This window comes from Brucella sp. 22210 (genome assembly GCF_052045675.1).
Taxonomy (GTDB): domain Bacteria; phylum Pseudomonadota; class Alphaproteobacteria; order Rhizobiales; family Rhizobiaceae; genus Brucella.
Genome location: NZ_JBQEPD010000003.1, coordinates 65,173 through 86,142, shown reverse-complemented (window position 1 = coordinate 86,142; position 20,970 = coordinate 65,173). Strand labels below are relative to the sequence as shown.

Here is a 20,970-nt window from a genome sequence, read left to right as displayed (position 1 = left end):
CTTTCAGATGCGTTTGGCGGGTAGCCGCAGGCTCGTATAGGTGAAAACCAGCGACAGAATATAGAGCGCGCCGAATACGAGATTGAGGCCTGCAATCCAGTCATTGCCGCCACCGGAATGCCTCAGCAGCAGCCAGACAAACAAGGCCTTGGCCGCCGTCATGATGACGAGGCTGAGCGTGCGCAGGCCCGACTGGCCGCGCGCATAGAGAAGCTCGGTCTGATACTCGATGAGATTGCGGAACCCCGGCACCAGCAAGACCAGCGGCAGCAGGCTGACAATCGCCGCCACATTGGCGCCGAGCGCATTGGGAAATACCCAGAGGAAAATCGCAAGCGCCGCAAGGCCGCCCACCGAAACGGCGAACACCGCCGCTTCCAGTCCCGCACGAAGACGCAGGCTCGACAGCATGTCGGGCTTGCGCATCAGTTTTTGCACCAGCATCATATTGAAGGAGCGCACCGGCAGTGCCGTCAGGTCGACCAGCCGCATGACGATAGCATAAAGCCCGGCAATTTCCGGCCCGCCGACGCTGAGCACCAGCAATTTGTCCAGCTCGCTTTGCACATAAAAGAGCAGTTCCGCCCCGGCGACGGCAATCGAATCCGCGAAACGGCGGATATAGAGTTTGGGCCGAAAACGGATTTTCCTGCGCGGATAGAAATAGATCGACACAGCAAGCGCCACGGCATTGGCCGCGAGATACCACCATGCCCAATGGGCAACATCGTGTACCGTCGCCATCCAGGTGAACAGCACCGCTGCAACCGCCCGCGTGACCGTACCGAAAATGACGAGGCCCGCCGAAATGCCAAACCGGTTGAGGCCGTTATTGACGATGATGATAACTTCCGCCGAGCGCCAGAACAGGGCTTCCGCCACGATGATGATGGCGAAGGGCAGGAGTGTGATATCCCGGCTGAAGAACACCAGATAGACCAGCCACGAGCAGACGGCGAACAGCGGCAGCGATGCCACCGCCGCCATGAGATATCCGGCGCTATAGGTTCCGAGCAGATGCGGCTTGACTGTGGAGATGCGATAGAGCGGCGAGGTAAAGCCCAGCGACACGATGCGGGACAGCATGACGCCGGTGCCCGATGCCGTCGCGAAAATACCGAAATCGCCAGTCGGCAGCGTGTTGGCGAGCGCGATGAAATAGACCAGCGACACCACAAGCCGCCCGACTGAACCGGAGACGAGTGAGAGATAATCCCTGAGCATGCCGGACTTGAGGCCAGATTTCAGGCGGTCAAATTTCTGAAATGCTTTCGCTATCACCAACGAGCCTTTGTCTTCGTTGCATCGCTCACAATCTGGCATGTTTCACGGGCCGAAGCGAAAAGCCAGCGCAAAACCCGGCGTAAATCTGGAATGGTTAACCGGTAGCATTTTGCACGGGGACAATTTCTATACCATTAACCATTTTTTTCCCGTAGGGACTTACAATCACAACCCAAACGGGTTTTCAGAGTTCGGATATTTCAGGCAATGAGTAGCGATGATAAGCGTCATAAAGAGGAGAGCGGGAAACCCCTTCTCTCATTCTCCGACGCGCCCGCTGGCTTGAGCCGGACACCGACCTCCGCGGCATCGGCCCAAACGCCGCCTCAGACACCCTCTCAGACGCCCCCATGGACTCCACCCGCTTCGAAAGAGGAGCGCGAGGAATTCGGTCGCACCCACGATCTGAGCCCCGAACGGCTGACCGACGAAGAACTCACCGCCTTGCAAGAGCGTCTTGCGGCCATCGAAACCGAGCTTGACCGCAAGCTTGTCGCGCGTGAGCGACGCAGGCACGAACTGGTCGAGGACCAGCCCTCGCCTCAACCGATGCCCGAAACTGCGCAACCATTGGCAGAAGCGCCTGCCTCCACAGATCACACGGCAAAAACGCCGGATATGGATCACGCCGATGACAATAGCTGGCGCCCGCTGATCGACCCTTATGCGGCAATCGATGTGATCAAGGGATCGCGCAAGCTTCTGCTTGTCACGACCGTTCTCGGCGGCATCGCCGGTGTGCTGATCGCGCTTTCCGTGCCGACCATGTATGTCGCGACGACCGATGTTCTGGTCGATCCGCGCAACATCAAAACCGTTGGCACCGAACTGACCCCCGGCCAGTTGCCGACTGACGCTTCGCTGGCTGTGGCGGAAAGTCAGGCGCGCATCGTGGGTTCCAGCAGCGTGCTTTTGAAGGTGATCGACCAGACCAAGCTCACGCAAGATCCGGAATTCAATGGAACGCTGGTCCCGACCGGCGTAGCCGGTTTCTTTGCGCAGATCCGCGACATGCTGTCAGCCAAGAAGACGAGCGACAGTCAGGCGCTGGAAACGCGGGTTCTCTACAATCTCTACAAGGCGATGAAGATCGACCGCGATGCCAAGACCTTCATCTATTCGATTTCGGTCAAGACTCGCGATCCGCAAAAATCGGCTTCCTTGGCCAATACGATCAGCACGGTGTTTCAAAACGAGCTTGTATCGATGCAATCCGATGCGACCCGTCGCACATCGGAAGAATTGTCCACCCGGCTTGCCAGCCTGCGCGCAAGCGTCGAGCAGGCGGAAACAGCAGCGGCGGATTTCCGCGCCGCGCATGACCTCGTGGATGTCGACGGCAAACTTATCAGCGACAGTGACCTTGGCCGCCTTAACGAACAGCTTTCCAACCAGCGCGCCGAGACGATGCGGTTGCAAGCGCGTATCGAGGTGATGAACAGCGCCACGTCGGACAATGTGGTTGCCGGTACATTGCCGGAAGAGTTCCGGTCCAACACACTGACCGCCTTGCGCGCGCAATATGCGCAGGCAAGACAGGCCGCAAACGGCATGTCCTCACAGCTTGGGCCGCGCCATCCGCAATTGATCCAGGCGCAATCGCAGGCAGGTACGATCCTCGGCGATATCGACGCCGAGCTGCGCCGCGTGCGTTCCTCGCTTCAGGTCGAGGTTCAGCGTTCGGTTCAGCAGGAAAAGGAATTGTCGGCTCGTCTGGCGCAACTGAAAGCGCAACAGGCCAATAATAATAGCGATCTGGTCAAGCTGCGCGAACTGGAACGCGAAGCGGCAGCCCGCCGCTCCGTCTATGAAGCATTCCTCCTGCGTTCGCGTGAAACCGGCGAACAGGAAGGCCTCAACACGGTCAATATCCGTGTGCTTTCGGAAGCCCGCCCGCCGCTCGATCCTTCGGGCACATCGCGCAAGCTGATCGTGATTGCAGGATTGATCGCCGGTTTACTGGCGGGGCTGGCCATTACAGCCGTCCGCAACTTCGGACGGCTGCTGCGCCTTTCAAGATAGTTCGGGCAAGATAATCTTAGGCAGTGCGCGCAATCTCGGCGCGCGGCACCTTGCGACCGCTCGCGCGCAGAACGCCGTGGGCGCCGTCAAGGTGACCCGGCTTCAGTTCAAGCGCCAGAAAACGCCGCTTTTCATAAGGGCCGGGCATGGCCAGTTCGCCGGTCTTTTCTGCCGTGAAGCCGAAACGCTCGTAATATTCCGGATCGCCGACCAGCAGGATCGCGCCATGGCCAAGCATGGTTGCCTCAGCAATCGCGTGACGCATCAGGGCCGAACCGATACCGGTACCGGCAGCCGAGGGATCGACAGCGAGCGGCCCAAGCAGCAGCGCGGCAACCGGAAAGCCGAAGGCATCGATACCAGCCTGAACATTCCACAGGCGAACAGTGCCGGAGAGAACGCCATCGGCGCTCTCGGCAGCAAAGGCCAGCCCTGCGGCGGGCAGACGACCGCGCCGCAGCTTTTCCGAAGACTTTCTGCGACGGCCTTCGCCCATGGCGCGGTCGAGCAGCGCTTCACGCGCCAGCACGTGCTCCACCGTCTCGCCTGCTATTGCAAAAGCAGGCGCAGCAACGGGGGCAAAGCCCTGCACGAAGCCAGCGGCGTCATTGTCCTGAAAATCGAGAATTGCATTCATCACATCTATCCCCGCAAAGCGGCAGCAGCACACCCCGTCCAGTGCCTTGCGGCACCGGACAGATTGAGAGGATCATTCAGGTCTCTGACGGTATGATCTTATCCGAAAACCGGTTCCCACTTTTCGGGATCATACCGTACCTGAAAGATCAGATGACGTAGGATCGGAGCGGTTCGAAGCCGTTGAACGCCACCGCCGAATAGGTGGTGGTGTAAGCGCCCGTGCCTTCGATGAGGATTTCGTCACCGATGGTCAGCGAGACCGGCAGCGGATACGGCGTCTTTTCGTAAAGAACATCCGCACTGTCGCAGGTCGGGCCAGCCAGCACGCAAGGCTCGGTTTCGCTACCGTCATGCGGGGTCACGATCTGATAGCGGATCGCCTCGTCCATGGTTTCGGCGAGACCGCCGAACTTGCCAATGTCGAGATAGACCCAGCGCACATTGTCGTTGTCCGCCTTGCGGGAGACCAGAACCACTTCGGTCTTGATCACGCCTGCATTGCCGACCATGCCGCGGCCCGGTTCAATGATGGTTTCCGGGATACGGTTGCCGAAATGCTTGGACAGCGCGTCGAAGATCGCCATGCCGTAGGCCTGAGCGGTCGGCACGTCCTTGAGGTAACGAGTCGGGAAACCGCCGCCCATATTGACCATGCGCAGCACGATGCCTTCATCGGCAAGGGTGCGGAACACCGATGCCGCATCGCCAAGCGCGCGGTCCCAGGCGGAGAGGTCCGTCTGCTGCGAGCCGACATGGAACGATACGCCATAAGAGTCGAGGCCGAACACCTTGGCATGGCGCAGCACGTCGACGGCCATTGCAGGCACGCAGCCGAACTTGCGCGACAGCGGCCATTCGGCGCCTTCACCGTCGGTCAGAACGCGGCAGAAGACGCGGCTGCCAGGAGCGGCGCGCGCGACCTTCTCGACTTCTTCCACGGAGTCGACTGCATAAAGACGGATGCCCAGCTCGAAAGCGCGCGCAATATCGCGCTCCTTCTTGATGGTGTTGCCGTAGGAAATACGGCTCGGCGTCGCACCGGCTTCCAGCGCCATTTCGATTTCGGCAACCGAAGCCGTATCGAAGCAGGAACCGAGCGAAGCGAGCAGGCGCAGGATTTCCGGCGCAGGATTGGCCTTCACCGCATAGAAAATGCGGGAATAGGGCAATGCCTTCTCAAAGCTGTGATAGTTCTCGCGAACGACATCGGTATCGACGACGAGGCAGGGACCGTCCGGACGACGGGTATTGAGGAAATCAATGATGCGCTGTGTAGCCATGGTCGTTCTCCTGCGGCGACCCTAACCGGGCCGTTTTTGGTGCACAATCGCGAAAAGTTGCTGCCTTTTCTGCAAACTGCACATAAAAACAAATACTTAGAGGACCATCCCTATCTTGCGGGAATGGAAATTCTCTAAGAGACAAAGGTGCATGAGACCCTCGCCGCGAAGTCAGCCTTTGGAGGCGCTGATATCACACGAAAGAACATGCGGCGATGGAACAACGCTAAACCCGCGTTACTCCGCTTTGTCTGCCTTGGATTGGAATTGGAGAACCGCATCCGCACTACCGGCAATGAAGGTGTGCCTCTTCAGTAATTTCGGCTTTTGGACAGCCGAAAGACACTAGAAAGGCCCGCACCGTCGTTGCTTCAAGATGTCCTCGATCTGGCGGTTGGCCAACAGATCGACTGGAGCGGTTAGGTCCAGGTACCGTACCGAATTCCTCACCATTCGAGGATCGGCGGACACCCACAGGCACGTGCGACTTTGGGCAAGGGCGATATAAGCGCAAAGCCGTGACCATTCAATGACAAATGTTTGTCGAAACGAAATTATTTTTCCGCTGTTTCAGCGGGGCTGCCTGCTTGCCATTGTTCAGCAATAGTGAAACATTCCACCGGAAATTTTCACTTTCTATTCAGCATAATGGCAGATTTCTGCCTCAAGCGGTGAACAATGACCACCTTCGATCCCTTCAATGCGATCATCGCGAAGCCCGAAAATCCCCTTCCCCACGCGGAAAATGGCCCGCTTTTCGGCGAGCGGCTGGCGGTCAAGGACATTTATGATCTGGCCGGAATGGTCACCGGATGCGGCAATCCGCAGATTCTGGCCGAATCAGTACCCGCTGAAAAATCCGCGCCCGCGGTCGAAAAGCTTCTGGCGGCTGGCGCTGAAGTGATTGGCAAGGCACAGACGGACGAACTTGCCTTTTCGCTGATGGGGCAAAACTCGCATTACCCTCACCCGATCAATCCTGCCGCGCCGGATCGCGTGACCGGCGGATCGTCATCCGGTTCGGCGGCAGCGGTCGCCGCCGGGATAGCGGATATTGCTCTCGGCTCCGATACGGGCGGCTCCATCCGCGCGCCTGCTAGCTTCTGCGGCCTTGTCGGCCTGCGCACCACCCATGGCCGCATTCCCCTTGAAGGCATCATGCCGCTTGCGCCGTCGCTTGATACGATCGGCTGGTTTGCACGTGACATCGCGCTTTATGAAAAAGTGGGCGCGGTCCTGCTGGGTGAAGACAGCGGGTCATTTCAGCTGACGCAATTGCTTTATATGCCGGTTCTGGAGCAGCTGCTGCTCGGACAGGATGAAACCGACGCCTATCGTGCCATGTTCGGGGCGATCCGCCCGCATTTCTCCGGCCTGAAGGCGGCAAGCCAGCCGACCTTGTCCATCGACGAGCTTTATCTCACCTTCCGGCAGATACAGGGGGCCGAAGCATGGGCCACCCACGGCGCATGGATATCGTCTGGCGAGCGTCAGCTTGGACCGGGCGTAGCCGACCGCTTCGTTTTCGGATCGCAGATCACGCCCGACACACTGGCGCAGCAGCGGACACGACGGGCACGTTTCACGCAGGAGCTTGAAGCGATCATCGGCGATCATGCCGTGCTCGCACTCCCCACCGTTCCGGGCGCGGCGCCAATGGCCAACCTGCCGTTCGAAGATTTGCAGGCCTATCGGGAACAGGCCTTGCGTCTGCTCTGTCTTTCGGTGCTCTCAGGCCTGCCACAGATCACTCTGCCGCTCGGTCGTGTTGACGGCGCGCCCTTCGGCATTTCTCTCATCGGACCACGTGGCAGCGATCGGGCGCTGATCGCGCTTGGCAAAACCATCCTTGAAACGCAGGGCTAGAACAGATGGACACGCTGACACGTATGCGCGCCTTTATCGACGTGGTCGAGGCGGAAGGATTTTCCGCCGCAGCGCGAAAAATCGGGCGCTCCAAGGCTCTTCTGTCCAAATATGTGCGCGAGCTGGAAGACGAGCTGGGCGCACGCCTTCTCAACCGCACCACGCGTCAGTTCTCGCTGACCGAAGCGGGCCACACCTATTATCATCGCGCCGTGGAAATCATCCGCGAGATCGACGCACTTCAGGATGCTGTCAGCGAGACCAGTTCCGACGCGCGCGGGCGTATAAAACTGTCCGCGCCGCGCACCTTTGCCGATGCGGTGATCGGCCAGTCGCTGATTGATTTCTGCCTTGCTCATCCTGAGATCGTGCTCGACGTGCGGCTGGACGACCGTTTCGTCGATCTGGTCGAAGAAGGCTTTGACCTCGCAATCCGCATCACGCGCCTGCAGGATTCTTCGCTGATTGCAAAGAGGCTTTCGCCCTTCCATTCCATTCTGTGCGGCGCACCGGAATTGATTGCCCGCGTCGGCAAACCGGAACGCCCGGAAGACCTGACCGACCGACCCTGCATCATCGACACCAATGCCCGCTCGCGCAACAACTGGCACTTCCGCAACACGGACGGCTCGATGATGACTGTGCCGGTCAATGGCCCCATCGAGGTCAACAGCCCGGTTGCCACCAAGAATGCTGCGCTGGCGGGCCTTGGCTTCAGCATGCTGCCGGTGTTCATCGCAGAAGAGGAAATCGAGCACGGCAGGCTGGTCGCCTGTCTGGACGAGTTCATCGTCAAGGATGGCGGTATCTATGCGGTCTATCCGCATCGCCGCTATCTGCCGGCTAAAATCCGCGCGCTTGTGGATTTTCTGACCCAGTGGTTCAAGGACCGCGAGCAGAACACGTCCACAAAGCCCCAGACTTCATAAAACTATCGTCGTTTTTGGGGTAAGCGTCCCACTTTCGCCGTCTTCGGCTTTGAGCATTAGATAACTCTCACGGAAAGACTATATGCAGGTTTCGTCATCACGGTTCAAAGGCCGGTTCGCCCGGACCACCACAGCTGCATTTTTAGCGGCTGGCCTTGTGCCGACGGTTGCGCTTGCCCACCCGCATGTCTTTGCCGAAGCGCGTCTCGAACTGACCATTGCGCCCGACGGAACGGTTCAGCAGCTTGCCCATGTCTGGCGCTTCGACGATGTCTTTTCGTCGACCGTGCTGATGGAATTCGACAAGAATGGCGATCTGAAGCTCGATCATAAAGAACTGATTGATCTCGGCCATGTCATCAATGAGTCCATTGCGGAGTTCAAATATTTCCAGAGCGTTCTGGAGGACGGCAAGGATGTCGCAATGGCAAGGCCCAACGATCTTGCCGCCGACTTTACCGACAATCGCCTGCTGATCGTCTTCACGAGCAAGCCTGCCAAGCCGCTCAAGGTGCAACCCGGCCACAAGGTCAGTTTCGGCATTTATGACCCGACCTTCTATACCGCCATCGACTATGTGAGCGACAAGGATCTGGTCGTCAAAGGAATGCCCAAGGGCTGTAAATCGACCGTGGTGCGACCTGATCCCGATCAGGCTATTGCGCAAAATCAGGCGACGCTGACCGAGGCCTTCTTCAACGACCCGGCAGGCACCAATATGTCGAAGATTTTTGCCACCCGTCTTGAAATCGAGTGCGCAGCGAAAGGATAGACGAGCAGATGAAGAGAACGGCGACGCTCATACTCACCTCTTGCCTGATGATCATGGCTGCGCAGGCGTTTGCGCAATCATCTCTTGGCATCGGTGCGAATGAAGTGGCCATGACTCCAACCGGACCGTTTGCGCATATCATTCTCTGGATGAACGAGCAGCAGCGCTCGTTCTATCTCGCCATGACCACCGCGCTGAAAGCCATGCGCGAAGACCCGTGGCAGGCTTCCATTCTGATCGGTCTTTCCTTCATCTACGGCATCTTCCATGCGGCTGGTCCGGGTCACGGCAAGGCGGTGATCTCCTCCTATATGATCGCCAATGAAACGGCGTTGCGACGCGGCATTTTCCTGTCCTTCATCTCGTCGCTGCTACAAGCCATTATGGCAATTGTCGTGGTCGGCCTTGCATGGCTGGTGCTGCGCGGCACCGGCATTTCGATGAACCAGACCGCCCGCTATATGGAGATCACCAGCTTTGCGCTGGTGCTGTTCTTCGGCCTGTGGCTCCTGGCCCGCAAGCTGCCGCTTCTGTTCCGCAAATCCAAAGACGCTGCCCCCGAAGCGAGCCCCGCCGCAGCCCTTTTCGCGGGCACACCGCAACCGGCCATGGCGAGCGGCCCTGCCTGGCAAGGCAGCATCTCGCAGACGACGCGCGCGGCAGCAGGCGGCAGCGCGGTCAAACTCAACTACAAGCCCGCTGCGGCGGCAGCAGCTGCAACAGACCATGTCTTCATTGGTGAAAGCGATGTCTGCGCTGCCTGCGGCAATGCCCATATTGCCGACCCTTCGACGCTTGGCGACGATTTCAACTGGACGACCGCCTGGTCGGCCATTTTCTCGGTCGGCCTCCGTCCATGTTCCGGCGCGCTGATCGTGCTGACCTTCGCGCTGCTTAACGGCTTGATGATGGGCGGACTGCTCTCGGTCTTCGCCATGGCCTTCGGGACATTTATCACCGTGGCGGTGCTCGCCACACTGGCCGTCACGGCCAAAAATGTTGCACTGCGCTTTGCAGGCAGCAACGCCATGTCGGGCCGGTTGAAGGCAGCAGTGGAAGTCTGCGCCGCCCTCTTTATCGCACTCACCGGCGCACTTCTGCTAAGCGCATCGCTGGTCGGATAGAGCAGTGCTTCGCTATCCTGCTCGAAAGTGCAGGAAGCGGCTCCAAAACAAAATTCGATAAAACTGCTTTTTCGTTTTAACCACGGAAAACGGCGCTGCATTATTTAGAAATCGATACCATATGAAGACATTCTGTAAAATAATTTTCTAATATCCTAGCCAGATTGACTCGCTGAGATATCCCTCAAATGAACCGTTTCGATGGCTGGTAATTTCAAGAGGATATTTCTCAACATTAATTCATTTCAACGTGTGTGCTTCGTTTTTCCATAATCCGAAAGCCAATCAACACAGAAAGGAATTTTGGTTATGAAAATGAACGGGCAGCGCATTTTCTCTGCAGTCATCGCTCTGGGAATGCTCGGCGCAACATCAGGTGTGTCCTTCGCACAAACGACGGCAAGTGAGGCGACGGCAACCGAAGCAACAGCGCCAGCTGGCACCTACAAGCTTGATCCGACACATGCGGCCCTGCTGTGGTCCCTGAAGCATAACCAGATTTCCAACTATACGGCCCGCTTCGACAAGCTCGATGCCACGCTGCAGCTCGACCCCGCGAAGATTGAAAACTCCTCGATCGAAGTGACCATCGACCCCACCTCCGTCGCCACCGCCTATCCGGCGGACTACAAGGCCACCCATGCCGATTCCGGCTTTGCAACCTGGGATGAAGACGTCAGCCGTTCACCGAACTTCCTGAACAGTGACGCCCATCCGACAATCACGTTCAAGTCGACCAAGGTCACCTCGACCGGCGACACGACGGCTGACATTGTCGGCGACCTGACATTTCTGGGCGTGACCAAGCCCGTGACGCTGAAGGCGACGCTCATTGGCGCAATCGACAGCCATCCCTATGCTGGCGTTCCCGCACTCGGCTTCGCCGCAGAAGGAACCTTCAACCGCACCGAATTCGGTCAGGCGCTCGGCCCCGTGGGTCCGGACATCACCATCCGCTTCGACGGTGAGTTCATTCAGGAAGCAAGCTAACCTACGCTTGATTGACTAAATCGAATGCCCCACCGGCTGCGCCTCCTCCCAAGCCGTGCCGGTGGGTTTCGCCATTTCAATCACGAAATCCTTGTCCGAAACCGCATTGGCGACATTCGGCCTCGACCCGTCAGGATGACAATGAACACTCATCCCCAAGCTCCCAACCTATCATCGCCCTCAACACCCAATAGCCGCGGACAGGCCACGGCCAAACGCTACAGCACAGTGGCCATCCTGCTGCATTGGGCCATAGCCATTCTCGTCATCTCCATGATCCCTATGGGCTGGTGGATGGTCAGGGCCATCAACAATCCCGACACGCAGCAGCTCGCCTATCAGCTGTTTCAGCTCCACAAGTCCATCGGCTTTGCCATTCTGGCCTTGACCCTGTTTCGCGTGATCTGGCGTCTGACACATTCGGTTCCGGCACTGCCTTCCGACATGAAGGGCTGGGAACGCATGTTGGCGCGGGCGACCCACATTGCCTTTTATGCCCTCCTGCTGGCCATTCCGCTGACCGGCTGGGCCTATGTCTCAACCGGCTGGGCTATCAGCACGGATCGCCCGCTGATGGTGGCCACATCGTGGTTCGGCCTGTTCGACGTTCCGGCTATTCCGGCCATGGACGGCATGCGCGACATTGCCTTTGGTGCCATGGGGGCTCATGCCTATATGGCCTATGGGGGTGCCGCTCTCATTGTTCTGCACGTTGCCGCCGCGCTGAAGCACCAGCTGATCGATCGCGACGGCGTACTGGCCCAGATGCTGCCCTTCCTGCGCAGCAAGGACCATGGCGACGCAGTGCTCCCGGGCAGAGCCATGCTGCCGCGTGGCCTCGGCATCGCTTTCGTCGTCATGATCGGGCTCGCAAGCTACGCCATGCATCTGCCGACCACCCCGGCACCTGCGCAGCTTACCGTCGCGGCAGCGGAATCCGTCAACGTAGCGCCGCAAGCACCTGCGTCTCCCGCACCAGCCGCTGCACCAAGCGCCGAAGCGAATGCCACGGCCTGGGCCATTGACCCGGCTGCATCTGCCATCCGCTTTGCCGGCACGCATGCGGGCAAAAACTTTGCCGGACAATTCAGCCAATGGAGCGGCGATATTCGCTTCGATCCGGACAATCTCGCCGGTTCGAAAGCCGTCATCACGGTCAATACCGGCTCGGCGACAACCGGCGACGCCACGCAGGAAAGTTCGCTCAAGAACGGCGAATGGTTCAATGCCCGTCGCTTTCCCGATGCGCGTTTCGAGACCAAGAGCTTCCGATCCCTTGGCGGCGAGCGCTATGAAGCCGACGCTATCCTGACGATCAAGAACAAGGCCGTGCCGGTCGTTCTACCCTTCACCTACAAGCCCGAAGGCGACATTGCGGCAGTGGAAGGCAGCATCGAGCTTGATCGCGCAGCACTTAATCTCGGCATGTTCTCAGACCCGGCTGCCGAATGGGTGTCCAAGACGATTGCCGTCACAATCAATGTCACGGCAGCAAGGAGCTGACGCCCAAAGCAAAAATCCCGGCACATGTGCCGGGATTTATCTGCCTGTCTATTCAGGCTGTCTATGCTGGCTGGAACTGTTCTGGAGCCGCGGCCGCAAAGGCCGGTAACGCCGCGCAGGCCTTTGCCACAGCCGCAATACGCGGAAGATGCTGCCATTCGACGCCCCAGCGGCTGGCATTGTAAAGCTGGGGAACAAGCACGCAATCGGCCATGCCAGGCATGTCGCTATGGCAGAAGCGACCTTCAAACCCCGGATGGTCGAGCAGCTTTTCAAACGCTTCCAGACCACGGCGGATATTGTCGCTGTTCCATGCCGCGCGGGCTTCCTTGCCCGCCAACGCTTCTACCTGTGCCAAAACCCGAAGGTTGGAAACCGGATGGATTTCGCAGGCAATGGCTTCAGCCAATGCACGGACATGCGCCCTTCCCGCTGCATCACGCGGCAGCAAGGCCGGATCAGGCCGCGTTTCGTCCAGATATTCGATAATCGCCAGCGACTGGACCAGCACCAGCCCGTCGATTTTGAGAACGGGCACAAGCCCCTGCGGATGCAGCGCCAGATGCTCGGGCGACAACTGCGCACCTGCCGTCAGGTCCACCGGCACACGCTCATAGGCAATCCCCTTCAAGGCCAGTGCGAGACGCACGCGATAGGCCGAGGAGGAGCGCCAGTAATCATATAAAGTCACCGTCATGGCTGCGCCGGAAGAATTTGGCCGATACAGGGCCCAAAACCGATGCGATAGCCATCGCCTCTCGCTTCCGCAAACAGGCCAACCTCATCGCCATCCTCGATGAATGTGCGGCTTTCGCCATTCACCGTAACGGGGTTCTTGCCGTTCTGCGTCATTTCCAGAAGAGCGCCGGTCTGATCGAGGCTCGGCCCGGAAATCGTGCCGGAACCAAGCAGATCGCCAACCCGCATCGGGCAACCGGTTTCGGTATGATGCGCAAGCTGCTGCGCGCTCGAATAATACATGACATTGTAGTTCGTCTCAGCCATCTGCTGGCCGTTCATGGTCCAGCCGATAGCAAGATCGTAGAAGCCGGGACGGTCTTCATGCAGATATGGCAAAAGCGGATTGACGCGCTCTGCGCCTTCGCTGCGGAACGGTTCAAGTGCGGCCTGCGTCACAACCCATGCACCGATTGTTGTTCCCAGCGCCTTCGACTGGAAAGGCCCCAGCGGCTGGTACTCCCATGCCTGAACATCGCGTGCCGACCAGTCATTGAGCAGCACATAGCCGAAGATCATATCTTCCGCCTGCTCGACGCTGATGCGTTCGCCCATCGCACTGTCGATGCCGACAATGGCTCCAAGCTCCAGTTCCAGATCAAGCCTTTTGCAGCGATCCCACACCGGCCCCTGTTCACCTCTGGTTTGGCCCATCGGGCGACGGATCGGCGTGCCGGTCACCACAACGGAGGAGGCGCGCCCATTATAGCCGATCGGCATATGGGTCCATTGCGGCGGCAGCGCATTTTCCGGCCCGCGAAACAACACGCCCACATTGAAGGCATGGTTTTTCGACGCATAAAAATCAGTAAACTCCGTTACGCGGATCGGCAGATGCATCCGCGCATCAGCCATCGATACCAGGGGCAAGCTCGTATCGCCGCCCTCGCGCAACAGCTTCATCAGCGTTGCGCGTACTTCGTCCCATTTGGCGCGGCCCAATGCCATGAAACCATTGAGCTGCGCTTCAGCAAAAGTGCCGTTAGCATCGATGAGGCCAGCCGCTTCGCATTTGTCGAGATCGAGTATCATATCGCCGATGGCGACGCCGCAACGCGGTGCGTTTCCGCCTACCGAAAACACACCATAGGGCAGATTGTTCAGGGGAAAGGGGCAATCCGCATGATTGGCGCTCTCTACCCAGGACCGGATCAAAGCCAATGTCCGTCTCCTCGCTTCAGATTCATATTCTAGGAGTGCCAGCGCATAGGGCCCATGACACCCGGTTGATTGACATCACTTCACGCCGGGCGTGCCGTTGAACTTCTTTTCGAGATGGTCCCACACTTCGATATATTCCTGCTGCATCGGAGCCTCGCGCGCGGCGAATTCCGTCAGATGCTGCGGGAAGCGGGTCTCGAACATGAAGCTCATGGTATTATCGAGCTTTTCCGGACGCAGCTCCGCATTCGACGCGCCTTCAAATGCGTCGCGGTCGGGTCCGTGCGGCAACATGCAATTGTGCAGGCTGATGCCGCCCGGCGCAAAACCCTGCGGCTTGGCATCGTAGACGCCATAAATATTGCCCATCAGCTCTGACATGATGTTCTTGTGATACCATGGCGGACGGAAGGAATGTTCCGCCACCAGCCAGCGTTCGCGGAACAGCACGAAGTCGATATTGGCCGTTCCTTCCTGACCCGACGGCGCGGTCAGCACCGTGAAAATCGACGGATCGGGATGGTCGAACAGAATGGCGCCAACCGGCGAGTAGGTGCGGAGGTCATATTTATAGGCGCAGTAATTGCCGTGCCACGCCACGATATCGAGCGGCGAATGGTCAATCCAGCTCTCATGAAACTGGCCGCACCATTTGATGACAACACGCGAGCGCGCCTGTTTGTCTTCATAGGCCGCAACGGGGGATTTGAAATCGCGCGGATTGGCAAGGCAGTTCGCGCCGATAGGACCACGGCCGGGCATATCGAATTTCTGACCATAATTCTCGCAGACAAAGCCGCGGCACGGTCCCTCAAGCACTTCGACGCGATAAACGAGACCGCGCGGAATAATGGCAATTTCCTTCGGCTCAAGATCGATGATGCCAAGCTCCGTGCAAAAGCGCAGCCGTCCTTCCTGCGGCACGACCAGCAATTCGCTATCGGCGGAGTAAAAATACTCGTCCTGCATCGAACGGGTGATCAGATAGACATGGCTTGCCATGCCGATCTGGATATTGACATCGCCCGCCGTGGTCATGGTGCGCATGCCGGTGATCCACGTCAGATCCTCATCCGGCCCCGGCAGCGGGATAGGGTCCCAGCGATACTGGCCGAGACTGGTGATATTGCGCCGCTGCGGATCGCCGACCGGCAGATTGGGCGCAGTCTTCCAGTACGGCACGTCGATCAGCTGGAATCGGCCCGTATGATGGACCGACGGGCGAATGCGATAGCACCAGGTCCGCTCGTTTTGACCACGCGGCGCGGTGAAAGCGGTGCCGGACAGTTGCTCGGCATAGAGCCCGTAATTGCATTTCTGTGGTGAATTCTGACCTTGCGGCAATGCACCCGGCAGCGCTTCGGTTTCAAAGTCGTTGCCGAAACCGGGCATATAGCCCTCGACCGTTCCAGTCGTCACCGATGCGCGGACCATGCCCTGCGGGATTGCGTGAGCGGTCATGATTAATCCTCCCGGCAAATTCGTTGCTCCAACAACGATAATAACGTTGCGAATGCAACGAAGTCAATGCTTCTTGCGTGACACGTGTTTTTCCGTTGTATTTGCAATGAAACTCTGCTCCTTTCCTGAAAAAAGGAGACATGCATGGCATTCGAACTCGACGGTTTCCTGCCCTATCGGCTAAGCGTGGTGGCCGCGCGGATCAGCGAGCGCTTTGCAAAACGCTATGCCGCTGAAGCGGGGCTGACCATCCCCGAATGGCGCGTCTTGGCGCATCTCTATCGAAGTGGCGAAGTCAGCATCCGGGACATCAATACCCGCGTCAATCTGGACAAGTCGATTGTCAGCCGGGCAGCAACGCGCCTTGAAAGCGCCGGACTGCTGCATAAATCGGATAACAATGTTGACCGTCGATTGATTGTACTCGCGCTCACCCCTCAAGGGGAAGAGCTGATGCATCGCCTTGGCAAAATCGCCGACGAGTTTCAGGCGGAGATACTTAAAGATCTGGGCCCCGATGCCAAACATTTTCTCGAAGGGCTGACCCGCCTCTCCAGCGCGCATCCTTCGCGATAATCGCCGACCTTACCCGGCTTCAGTCACCTGCTTGACCGCCTTGTGCAGAGCAGCAATGCCCGTTTCCAGAGCTTGGCGGTCCTGCTCGGACATTGCGCTCAATATGGCGTTGGCTTTTGCATCGACTTCGCCGAAAGCCTTTTGAAACAGGGCTTGTCCCGCATTCGTGACCGCATAATGCCGCAAACGCCGGTCTTCTTCGGATATGGTCCGGATAATCAAGCCTTTCTCTTCCAGACGGCTGGCGGCGCGGCTGACCTGCACCTTGTCGAGAGAGGTGCGCTGGGCAAGCCGCACGGAATCGATGGAGCCTGCTTCCGCAAGCAGAAACAGCAGACGCCATTCCTCACGCATCAGCCCATATTCGTGACCATAAACAGCAACCAGCTGCCGGGAGAACGCTTCCGCGACAATCGCGAGCCGATAGGGAAAGAACGTCTCCATGCGCATTGCATGCCCCTCACAAAGTCTTTTCATTTCAATTATTTTCCCGGATTGAACAGACAATTTCAAAGGCTTTTTCAAGAGCGAGATCTAATCGGAGTGAAACGCGGGCTGATAAGATTACGCCCCAATGAAAAGTACCCGTACACCGCGGTTATCCTGTCCATTCGAACAGCCTTTTGAATTGATCCTCGCCCCTCCTGCAGATTGTAATCCCCGGAATCTGATCGTGACTATTTCATTGCATATGTAACGTTGCTATTGCAATGAACTTGACATCGTTGCAAATGATACGATTATAAGGTGCCGGTAGCGAGGAACCGGTATTCAAATGCTGGGCAGCGGAGGAGCACCCTTGAACACATCAGCACCGGCGGGCACAATGGATGCCGCGCAGACACAAAAATCATCAATACGGCTTCTTTTCGCGGCCAGCACGGGCACGATTATCGAGTGGTATGACTTCGCGGTTTTCGCTTTTTGCGCCGCACTTGTTTTCAACACAGCGTTTTTCCCTGTGGTCGATCCGATCACCGGCTTGATTGCCGCCTTGTCCACGCAGGCCGTCGGCTTCATTGCCCGTCCTGCTGGCGGCTGGTTCTTCGGTGTTCTGGGTGACAGGATCGGGCGCAAGCGCGCACTCGTCATCAGTCTTTTCCTGATGGGCGGCGCGACTGTCGCCATGGGCCTGCTCCCCACCTATCAGCAGATTGGCGTGTTCGCTCCGCTTCTGCTTCTCCTGATGCGCCTGCTGCAAGGTTTTGCCATCGGCGGCGAATCCACTGGCGCGCTGGTGCTGATCGCCGAAAGCCTTCCGGCAAAGCAGCGCGGTCTCTGGACCGGCTTTCCCATGATCGGCGGACCGGCTGGCAATGTACTTGCGACCGCCGTTATCGGTTTGGTCATCGGTCATTTCGGATCGGACGCTTTTGTAGAATGGGCCTGGCGTATTCCCTTTATCGCCTCCATTCTGCTGATCGGTCTCGGTCTATGGGTCCGGCGCAAGGTCGAGGAATCGCCAGCCTTTATCCATCTCCAGGAGCAGAAGACCGAAGCCGTCAAAGCCCCGTTGCGCGAAGCGATTACGACCCAGGGCGCAAACATGCTGCGCGTCCTGTTCGTCAAGGCTGGCGAAAGCGCGCTCTTCTACCTCTTCTCCACATTCTTCGTCGTATTGGCGACCGTGTTCCTGAAAGTCCCGCGTGAAGCTGCCCTTGGCGCTCTGTTCATTGGCTCCATTGCCGAAGTCGCCGTCATTCTGGCTGCCGGTGCCACAGCAGACCGTATCGGACGCAAGGCCGTTACGCTGGTGGGTCTTGTGGGTGGTATCGGCGCAGGGTTCTGGCTTTTCAGCCTGCCTCCCGGCGCAGACACCGCGACGCTCACCTGGGCAACCGTGCTGACGCTCTCCTTCCACGGCATTATCGTGGGTGGCATGTCGGCCTATTTCACCGAACTCTTCCCGGCACGCGTTCGCTACACGGCCATGTCGACATCCTATTCTGTCGCCACGGTGTTGGGTGGAGCGCTGGCCCCGATCATCGGCACGTGGCTGCTCGAGATATTCGGTACACCCTTTGCGGTCGCGATCTACGCCACATTGATGGCCATACCCGCGATCTATGTGATGATCACCACGCCGGAAACCAAAGGCCGCGATCTGGTGAACTAAAACACTTCGGATTTTTTAAAAGCCGCATCAGTGATGATGCCAAATGGAAAAAGAGAAGCCAAGCTTCACCGCTTTGTTTTATGTCTATGGCAGGAATAGAAACACGCGCGCAGCCAACCGGTCTTGACGACCAAAACTGCCCGTGCATAATTTTAAGCATTCACCAGGGGTGTCCCGGCAAGGGGCTGAGATACTGCTAGCGTGCGCAGTGACCCGTTGAACCTGATCCAGTTCATACTGGCGTAGGGACGGTGCAAATGCTGGAAGGCGAGCGTCAACTGGATGCTTCCTGATGGCGTTTTTTCATCCTTCCAACACTGGAACTGGGTCTCCAACATCACATCTTGGAGCCTCAACCATGTCTATCATTACTGGCAACACAGCCCCGACTGTTACCACTGGCCCTCTCCCCGCCTCACGAAAACTAAGCAAACCGGGAACGCTTTATCCGGATATCCGCGTCCCGATGCGAGAAATTGCGCTGCATCCCAGTTCAGGGCTGCCACCTGTTACGGTCTATGACCCGTCTGGCCCCTACACCGACGATCACACAACGATCAATATCGAAACAGGTTTGCCCCGACTGCGCGAAAGCTGGATCAGCGGGCGTGGCGATGTTGAAACCTATGAAGGGCGCTCGGTTCAACCCGCAGATAACGGCTTTGCGACAGGTGAACGACTGACACCGGAATTCCCTTTTCAAAATGCACCGTTGAAAGCAAGGGATGGCAAGGCGGTTACCCAGCTTGCTTATGCACGTGCAGGGATCATCACGCCCGAAATGGAATTCGTCGCCATCCGCGAAAACCTTGGGCGACAAGCTGTCCAGCATGAATTGCCGCGTGACGGGCAAGGTTTCGGCGCCAACATTCCCGACTATGTAACACCGGAATTCGTTCGCCAGGAGATTGCAGAGGGACGCGCTATTCTTCCTGCCAATATCAACCATCCTGAATCCGAACCGATGATCATCGGGCGGAACTTTCTGGTTAAGATCAACGCTAATATCGGTAATTCTGCCGTAACATCCTCTATGGGCGAGGAAGTTGAAAAGATGGTATGGGCGATCCGTTGGGGTGCCGATACGGTCATGGACCTTTCAACCGGGCGAAACATTCATAATATTCGAGAATGGATCATCCGGAACTCGCCAGTTCCAATCGGTACGGTACCGCTCTATCAGGCTCTGGAGAAGGTCAATGGTATCGCCGAAGATCTGAACTGGCAGATCTATCGCGACACATTGATCGAACAGGCCGAACAAGGCGTTGATTATTTTACCATACACGCTGGCGTGCGGCTTTCTTATATCCACCTCACCGCCAATCGCGTAACCGGCATCGTTTCACGCGGCGGTTCGATCATGGCGAAGTGGTGCCTACACCATCACAAAGAGAGTTTTCTCTACGAACATTTCGAAGAAATTTGCGATATCTGTCGGGCTTACGATGTCTCATTCTCCCTTGGCGACGGTCTGCGTCCGGGATCAATCGCAGATGCCAATGACGCGGCACAATTTGCCGAACTGGAGACGCTAGGAGAACTGACCCAGATAGCCTGGTCCAAGGATTGCCAGGTAATGATAGAAGGGCCGGGCCACGTTCCGATGCACAAGATCAAAGAGAACATGGACAAGCAATTACACACATGCGGAGAGGCGCCATTCTATACGCTCGGACCGCTGACCACTGATATCGCACCCGGTTATGACCATATAACCTCGGGAATTGGTGCAGCGATGATCGGCTGGTTCGGCACCGCCATGCTTTGCTACGTTACCCCGAAGGAGCATCTTGGCTTGCCCAATCGCGACGATGTTAAAATCGGTGTCGTCACCTATAAGATAGCCGCTCATGCCGCAGACCTCGCAAAAGGGCACCCGGCAGCGCGTATTCGTGATGATGCGCTATCGCGGGCTCGGTTCGAATTCCGTTGGGAAGATCAGTTCAATCTTTCACTGGATCCAGAGACCGCACGTTCTTATCACGACGAAACCTTGCCCAAGGAGGCTCACAAGGACGCTCATTTCTGCTCCATGTGTGGTCCCAAGTTCTGTTCGATGCAAATCTCACATGAGATACGCGCAGGATCGCAGGAAGATTCGAGTATAAAGCCGGCTAATGAATACAGTTTCTAAATAGGCGCATTAGCACTATAAGTCGTCTTACACAGACAAAGCATAGGCACCCGCGCCTGGATCTTTTTCGGCGACGGGCATTCTGTATGGCTGAGGCTGGGACCTGACCACTGGGTGGGGCCCTCCTCTGTCATCGCCAACATTAAGCACCACCAGCCCCGGTTCTCATGCGCTGGGGCTTTTCTGTATTTGTTGTGGTCTGGCTATTTCCAAGTTTGGGGATTGTTTTGCGTGAGGGACGCTGCGTTGAGCCCTCTGCGTCTTCTCGCGCCCCTTAAACGCCAAAAGCCCGCTTTGTTAGCGGGCTTTTTGGAATGGTTGTTTGACTGTTTGGTTGCGGGGGCAGGATTTGAACCTGCGGCCTTCAGGTTA

General features: G+C 57.7%; 18 protein-coding genes and 1 riboswitch. Of the genes, 10 read left to right on the top strand and 8 right to left on the bottom strand.

Annotated features, from left to right (window positions below):
- Positions 1-3: 3 nt before the first annotated feature.
- Positions 4-1,281 (bottom strand): lipopolysaccharide biosynthesis protein, encoded by a 1,278-nt coding sequence (locus ACTJKP_RS05365; RefSeq protein WP_440629936.1) that lies wholly within the window; start codon positions 1,279-1,281, stop codon positions 4-6.
- 210 nt (positions 1,282-1,491) lie between these two features.
- Here ACTJKP_RS05365 and ACTJKP_RS05360 point away from each other — a divergent pair, with 210 nt between their 5' ends.
- On the top strand, positions 1,492-3,306 hold the full coding sequence (locus tag ACTJKP_RS05360; RefSeq protein ID WP_440629935.1) for a GumC family protein: 1,815 nt from the start codon (positions 1,492-1,494) through the stop codon (positions 3,304-3,306).
- A 16-nt stretch (positions 3,307-3,322) separates the two neighbouring features.
- Here ACTJKP_RS05360 and ACTJKP_RS05355 read toward each other — a convergent pair whose 3' ends face one another.
- Together ACTJKP_RS05355 and odc2 are read right to left on the bottom strand one after the other, a co-directional pair.
- On the bottom strand, positions 3,323-3,943 hold the full coding sequence (locus tag ACTJKP_RS05355) for a GNAT family N-acetyltransferase (RefSeq protein ID WP_440629934.1): 621 nt from the start codon (positions 3,941-3,943) through the stop codon (positions 3,323-3,325).
- Between the two features lie 148 nt (positions 3,944-4,091).
- Entirely contained in the window at positions 4,092-5,225 is a 1,134-nt protein-coding gene (odc2, locus tag ACTJKP_RS05350) for an ornithine/lysine decarboxylase (RefSeq protein WP_078339051.1), read from the bottom strand.
- Between the two features lie 678 nt (positions 5,226-5,903).
- Between odc2 and ACTJKP_RS05345 the strand changes: the two genes are divergently transcribed.
- From ACTJKP_RS05345 to ACTJKP_RS05325, 5 genes are all read left to right on the top strand, one after another.
- A complete protein-coding gene (locus tag ACTJKP_RS05345; protein ID WP_440629933.1) occupies positions 5,904-7,091 on the top strand; it encodes an amidase in 1,188 nt (395 codons plus the stop codon).
- A 5-nt stretch (positions 7,092-7,096) separates the two neighbouring features.
- Positions 7,097-8,020, top strand: coding sequence for a LysR family transcriptional regulator (locus ACTJKP_RS05340; RefSeq protein WP_440629932.1), 924 nt, complete (start codon positions 7,097-7,099; stop codon positions 8,018-8,020).
- An 82-nt stretch (positions 8,021-8,102) separates the two neighbouring features.
- Positions 8,103-8,792, top strand: a complete 690-nt coding sequence (locus ACTJKP_RS05335; protein WP_440629931.1) for a DUF1007 family protein — start codon at positions 8,103-8,105, stop codon at positions 8,790-8,792.
- Positions 8,793-8,800: 8 nt separating this feature from the next.
- The gene (locus tag ACTJKP_RS05330) at positions 8,801-9,916 is read left to right on the top strand and encodes a nickel/cobalt transporter (protein WP_440629930.1); all 1,116 of its coding nucleotides are present in this window, start codon (positions 8,801-8,803) and stop codon (positions 9,914-9,916) included.
- Between the two features lie 309 nt (positions 9,917-10,225).
- Positions 10,226-10,906: a YceI family protein gene (locus tag ACTJKP_RS05325; protein ID WP_440629929.1), complete on the top strand. Its 681-nt coding sequence runs from the start codon at positions 10,226-10,228 to the stop codon at positions 10,904-10,906.
- A gap of 15 nt (positions 10,907-10,921) precedes the next feature.
- On the opposite strand, the gene ACTJKP_RS05320 is transcribed toward ACTJKP_RS05325, so the two are convergent.
- On the bottom strand, positions 10,922-11,059 hold the full coding sequence (locus tag ACTJKP_RS05320) for a hypothetical protein (protein ID WP_440629928.1): 138 nt from the start codon (positions 11,057-11,059) through the stop codon (positions 10,922-10,924).
- Here ACTJKP_RS05320 and ACTJKP_RS05315 point away from each other — a divergent pair.
- Positions 11,048-12,409, top strand: coding sequence for a cytochrome b/b6 domain-containing protein (locus ACTJKP_RS05315; protein WP_440629927.1), 1,362 nt, complete (start codon positions 11,048-11,050; stop codon positions 12,407-12,409). The two genes, ACTJKP_RS05320 and ACTJKP_RS05315, sit on opposite strands and share 12 nt — an antisense overlap.
- 61 nt (positions 12,410-12,470) lie before the next feature.
- On the opposite strand, the gene maiA is transcribed toward ACTJKP_RS05315, so the two are convergent.
- From maiA to hmgA, 3 genes are all read right to left on the bottom strand, one after another.
- Positions 12,471-13,106: a maleylacetoacetate isomerase gene (gene maiA, locus ACTJKP_RS05310; protein ID WP_440629926.1), complete on the bottom strand. Its 636-nt coding sequence runs from the start codon at positions 13,104-13,106 to the stop codon at positions 12,471-12,473.
- On the bottom strand, positions 13,103-14,308 hold the full coding sequence (fahA, locus tag ACTJKP_RS05305; RefSeq protein ID WP_440629925.1) for a fumarylacetoacetase: 1,206 nt from the start codon (positions 14,306-14,308) through the stop codon (positions 13,103-13,105). Before fahA ends, maiA begins: the two co-directional genes overlap by 4 nt.
- A 75-nt stretch (positions 14,309-14,383) precedes the next feature.
- Positions 14,384-15,769 (bottom strand): homogentisate 1,2-dioxygenase, encoded by a 1,386-nt coding sequence (gene hmgA / locus ACTJKP_RS05300; RefSeq protein WP_440629924.1) that lies wholly within the window; start codon positions 15,767-15,769, stop codon positions 14,384-14,386.
- Positions 15,770-15,913: 144 nt separating this feature from the next.
- On the opposite strand from hmgA, the gene ACTJKP_RS05295 reads away from it, so the two are divergent.
- The gene (locus tag ACTJKP_RS05295) at positions 15,914-16,345 is read left to right on the top strand and encodes a MarR family winged helix-turn-helix transcriptional regulator (RefSeq protein WP_078339061.1); all 432 of its coding nucleotides are present in this window, start codon (positions 15,914-15,916) and stop codon (positions 16,343-16,345) included.
- Positions 16,346-16,354: 9 nt separating this feature from the next.
- Here ACTJKP_RS05295 and ACTJKP_RS05290 read toward each other — a convergent pair whose 3' ends face one another.
- Entirely contained in the window at positions 16,355-16,795 is a 441-nt protein-coding gene (locus ACTJKP_RS05290; RefSeq protein WP_440629923.1) for a MarR family winged helix-turn-helix transcriptional regulator, read from the bottom strand.
- A 349-nt stretch (positions 16,796-17,144) separates the two neighbouring features.
- On the opposite strand from ACTJKP_RS05290, the gene ACTJKP_RS05285 reads away from it, so the two are divergent.
- The gene (locus tag ACTJKP_RS05285; RefSeq protein ID WP_440629922.1) at positions 17,145-18,461 is read left to right on the top strand and encodes an MFS transporter; all 1,317 of its coding nucleotides are present in this window, start codon (positions 17,145-17,147) and stop codon (positions 18,459-18,461) included.
- A gap of 155 nt (positions 18,462-18,616) precedes the next feature.
- Positions 18,617-18,728, top strand: a riboswitch (TPP riboswitch).
- A gap of 91 nt (positions 18,729-18,819) precedes the next feature.
- Positions 18,820-20,598, top strand: a complete 1,779-nt coding sequence (gene thiC / locus ACTJKP_RS05280; protein ID WP_440630129.1) for a phosphomethylpyrimidine synthase ThiC — start codon at positions 18,820-18,822, stop codon at positions 20,596-20,598.
- The last annotated feature ends 372 nt before the right edge of the window (positions 20,599-20,970 follow it).

Bases quoted from the DNA above. Each gene is read 5' to 3' on its own strand.
- ACTJKP_RS05330 (WP_440629930.1), top strand. From the start codon at position 8,801: ATGAAGAGAACGGCGACGCTCATACTCACCTCTTGCCTGATGATCATG.
- ACTJKP_RS05335 (WP_440629931.1), top strand. From the start codon at position 8,103: ATGCAGGTTTCGTCATCACGGTTCAAAGGCCGGTTCGCCCGGACCACC.
- ACTJKP_RS05290 (WP_440629923.1), bottom strand. From the start codon at position 16,795: ATGCGCATGGAGACGTTCTTTCCCTATCGGCTCGCGATTGTCGCGGAA.
- ACTJKP_RS05345 (WP_440629933.1), top strand. From the start codon at position 5,904: ATGACCACCTTCGATCCCTTCAATGCGATCATCGCGAAGCCCGAAAAT.
- odc2 (WP_078339051.1), bottom strand. From the start codon at position 5,225: ATGGCTACACAGCGCATCATTGATTTCCTCAATACCCGTCGTCCGGAC.
- ACTJKP_RS05295 (WP_078339061.1), top strand. From the start codon at position 15,914: ATGGCATTCGAACTCGACGGTTTCCTGCCCTATCGGCTAAGCGTGGTG.
- ACTJKP_RS05325 (WP_440629929.1), top strand. From the start codon at position 10,226: ATGAAAATGAACGGGCAGCGCATTTTCTCTGCAGTCATCGCTCTGGGA.
- ACTJKP_RS05360 (WP_440629935.1), top strand. From the start codon at position 1,492: ATGAGTAGCGATGATAAGCGTCATAAAGAGGAGAGCGGGAAACCCCTT.
- ACTJKP_RS05315 (WP_440629927.1), top strand. From the start codon at position 11,048: ATGAACACTCATCCCCAAGCTCCCAACCTATCATCGCCCTCAACACCC.
- thiC (WP_440630129.1), top strand. From the start codon at position 18,820: ATGTCTATCATTACTGGCAACACAGCCCCGACTGTTACCACTGGCCCT.
- hmgA (WP_440629924.1), bottom strand. From the start codon at position 15,769: ATGACCGCTCACGCAATCCCGCAGGGCATGGTCCGCGCATCGGTGACG.
- ACTJKP_RS05340 (WP_440629932.1), top strand. From the start codon at position 7,097: ATGGACACGCTGACACGTATGCGCGCCTTTATCGACGTGGTCGAGGCG.
- maiA (WP_440629926.1), bottom strand. From the start codon at position 13,106: ATGACGGTGACTTTATATGATTACTGGCGCTCCTCCTCGGCCTATCGC.
- ACTJKP_RS05355 (WP_440629934.1), bottom strand. From the start codon at position 3,943: ATGAATGCAATTCTCGATTTTCAGGACAATGACGCCGCTGGCTTCGTG.
- ACTJKP_RS05320 (WP_440629928.1), bottom strand. From the start codon at position 11,059: ATGAGTGTTCATTGTCATCCTGACGGGTCGAGGCCGAATGTCGCCAAT.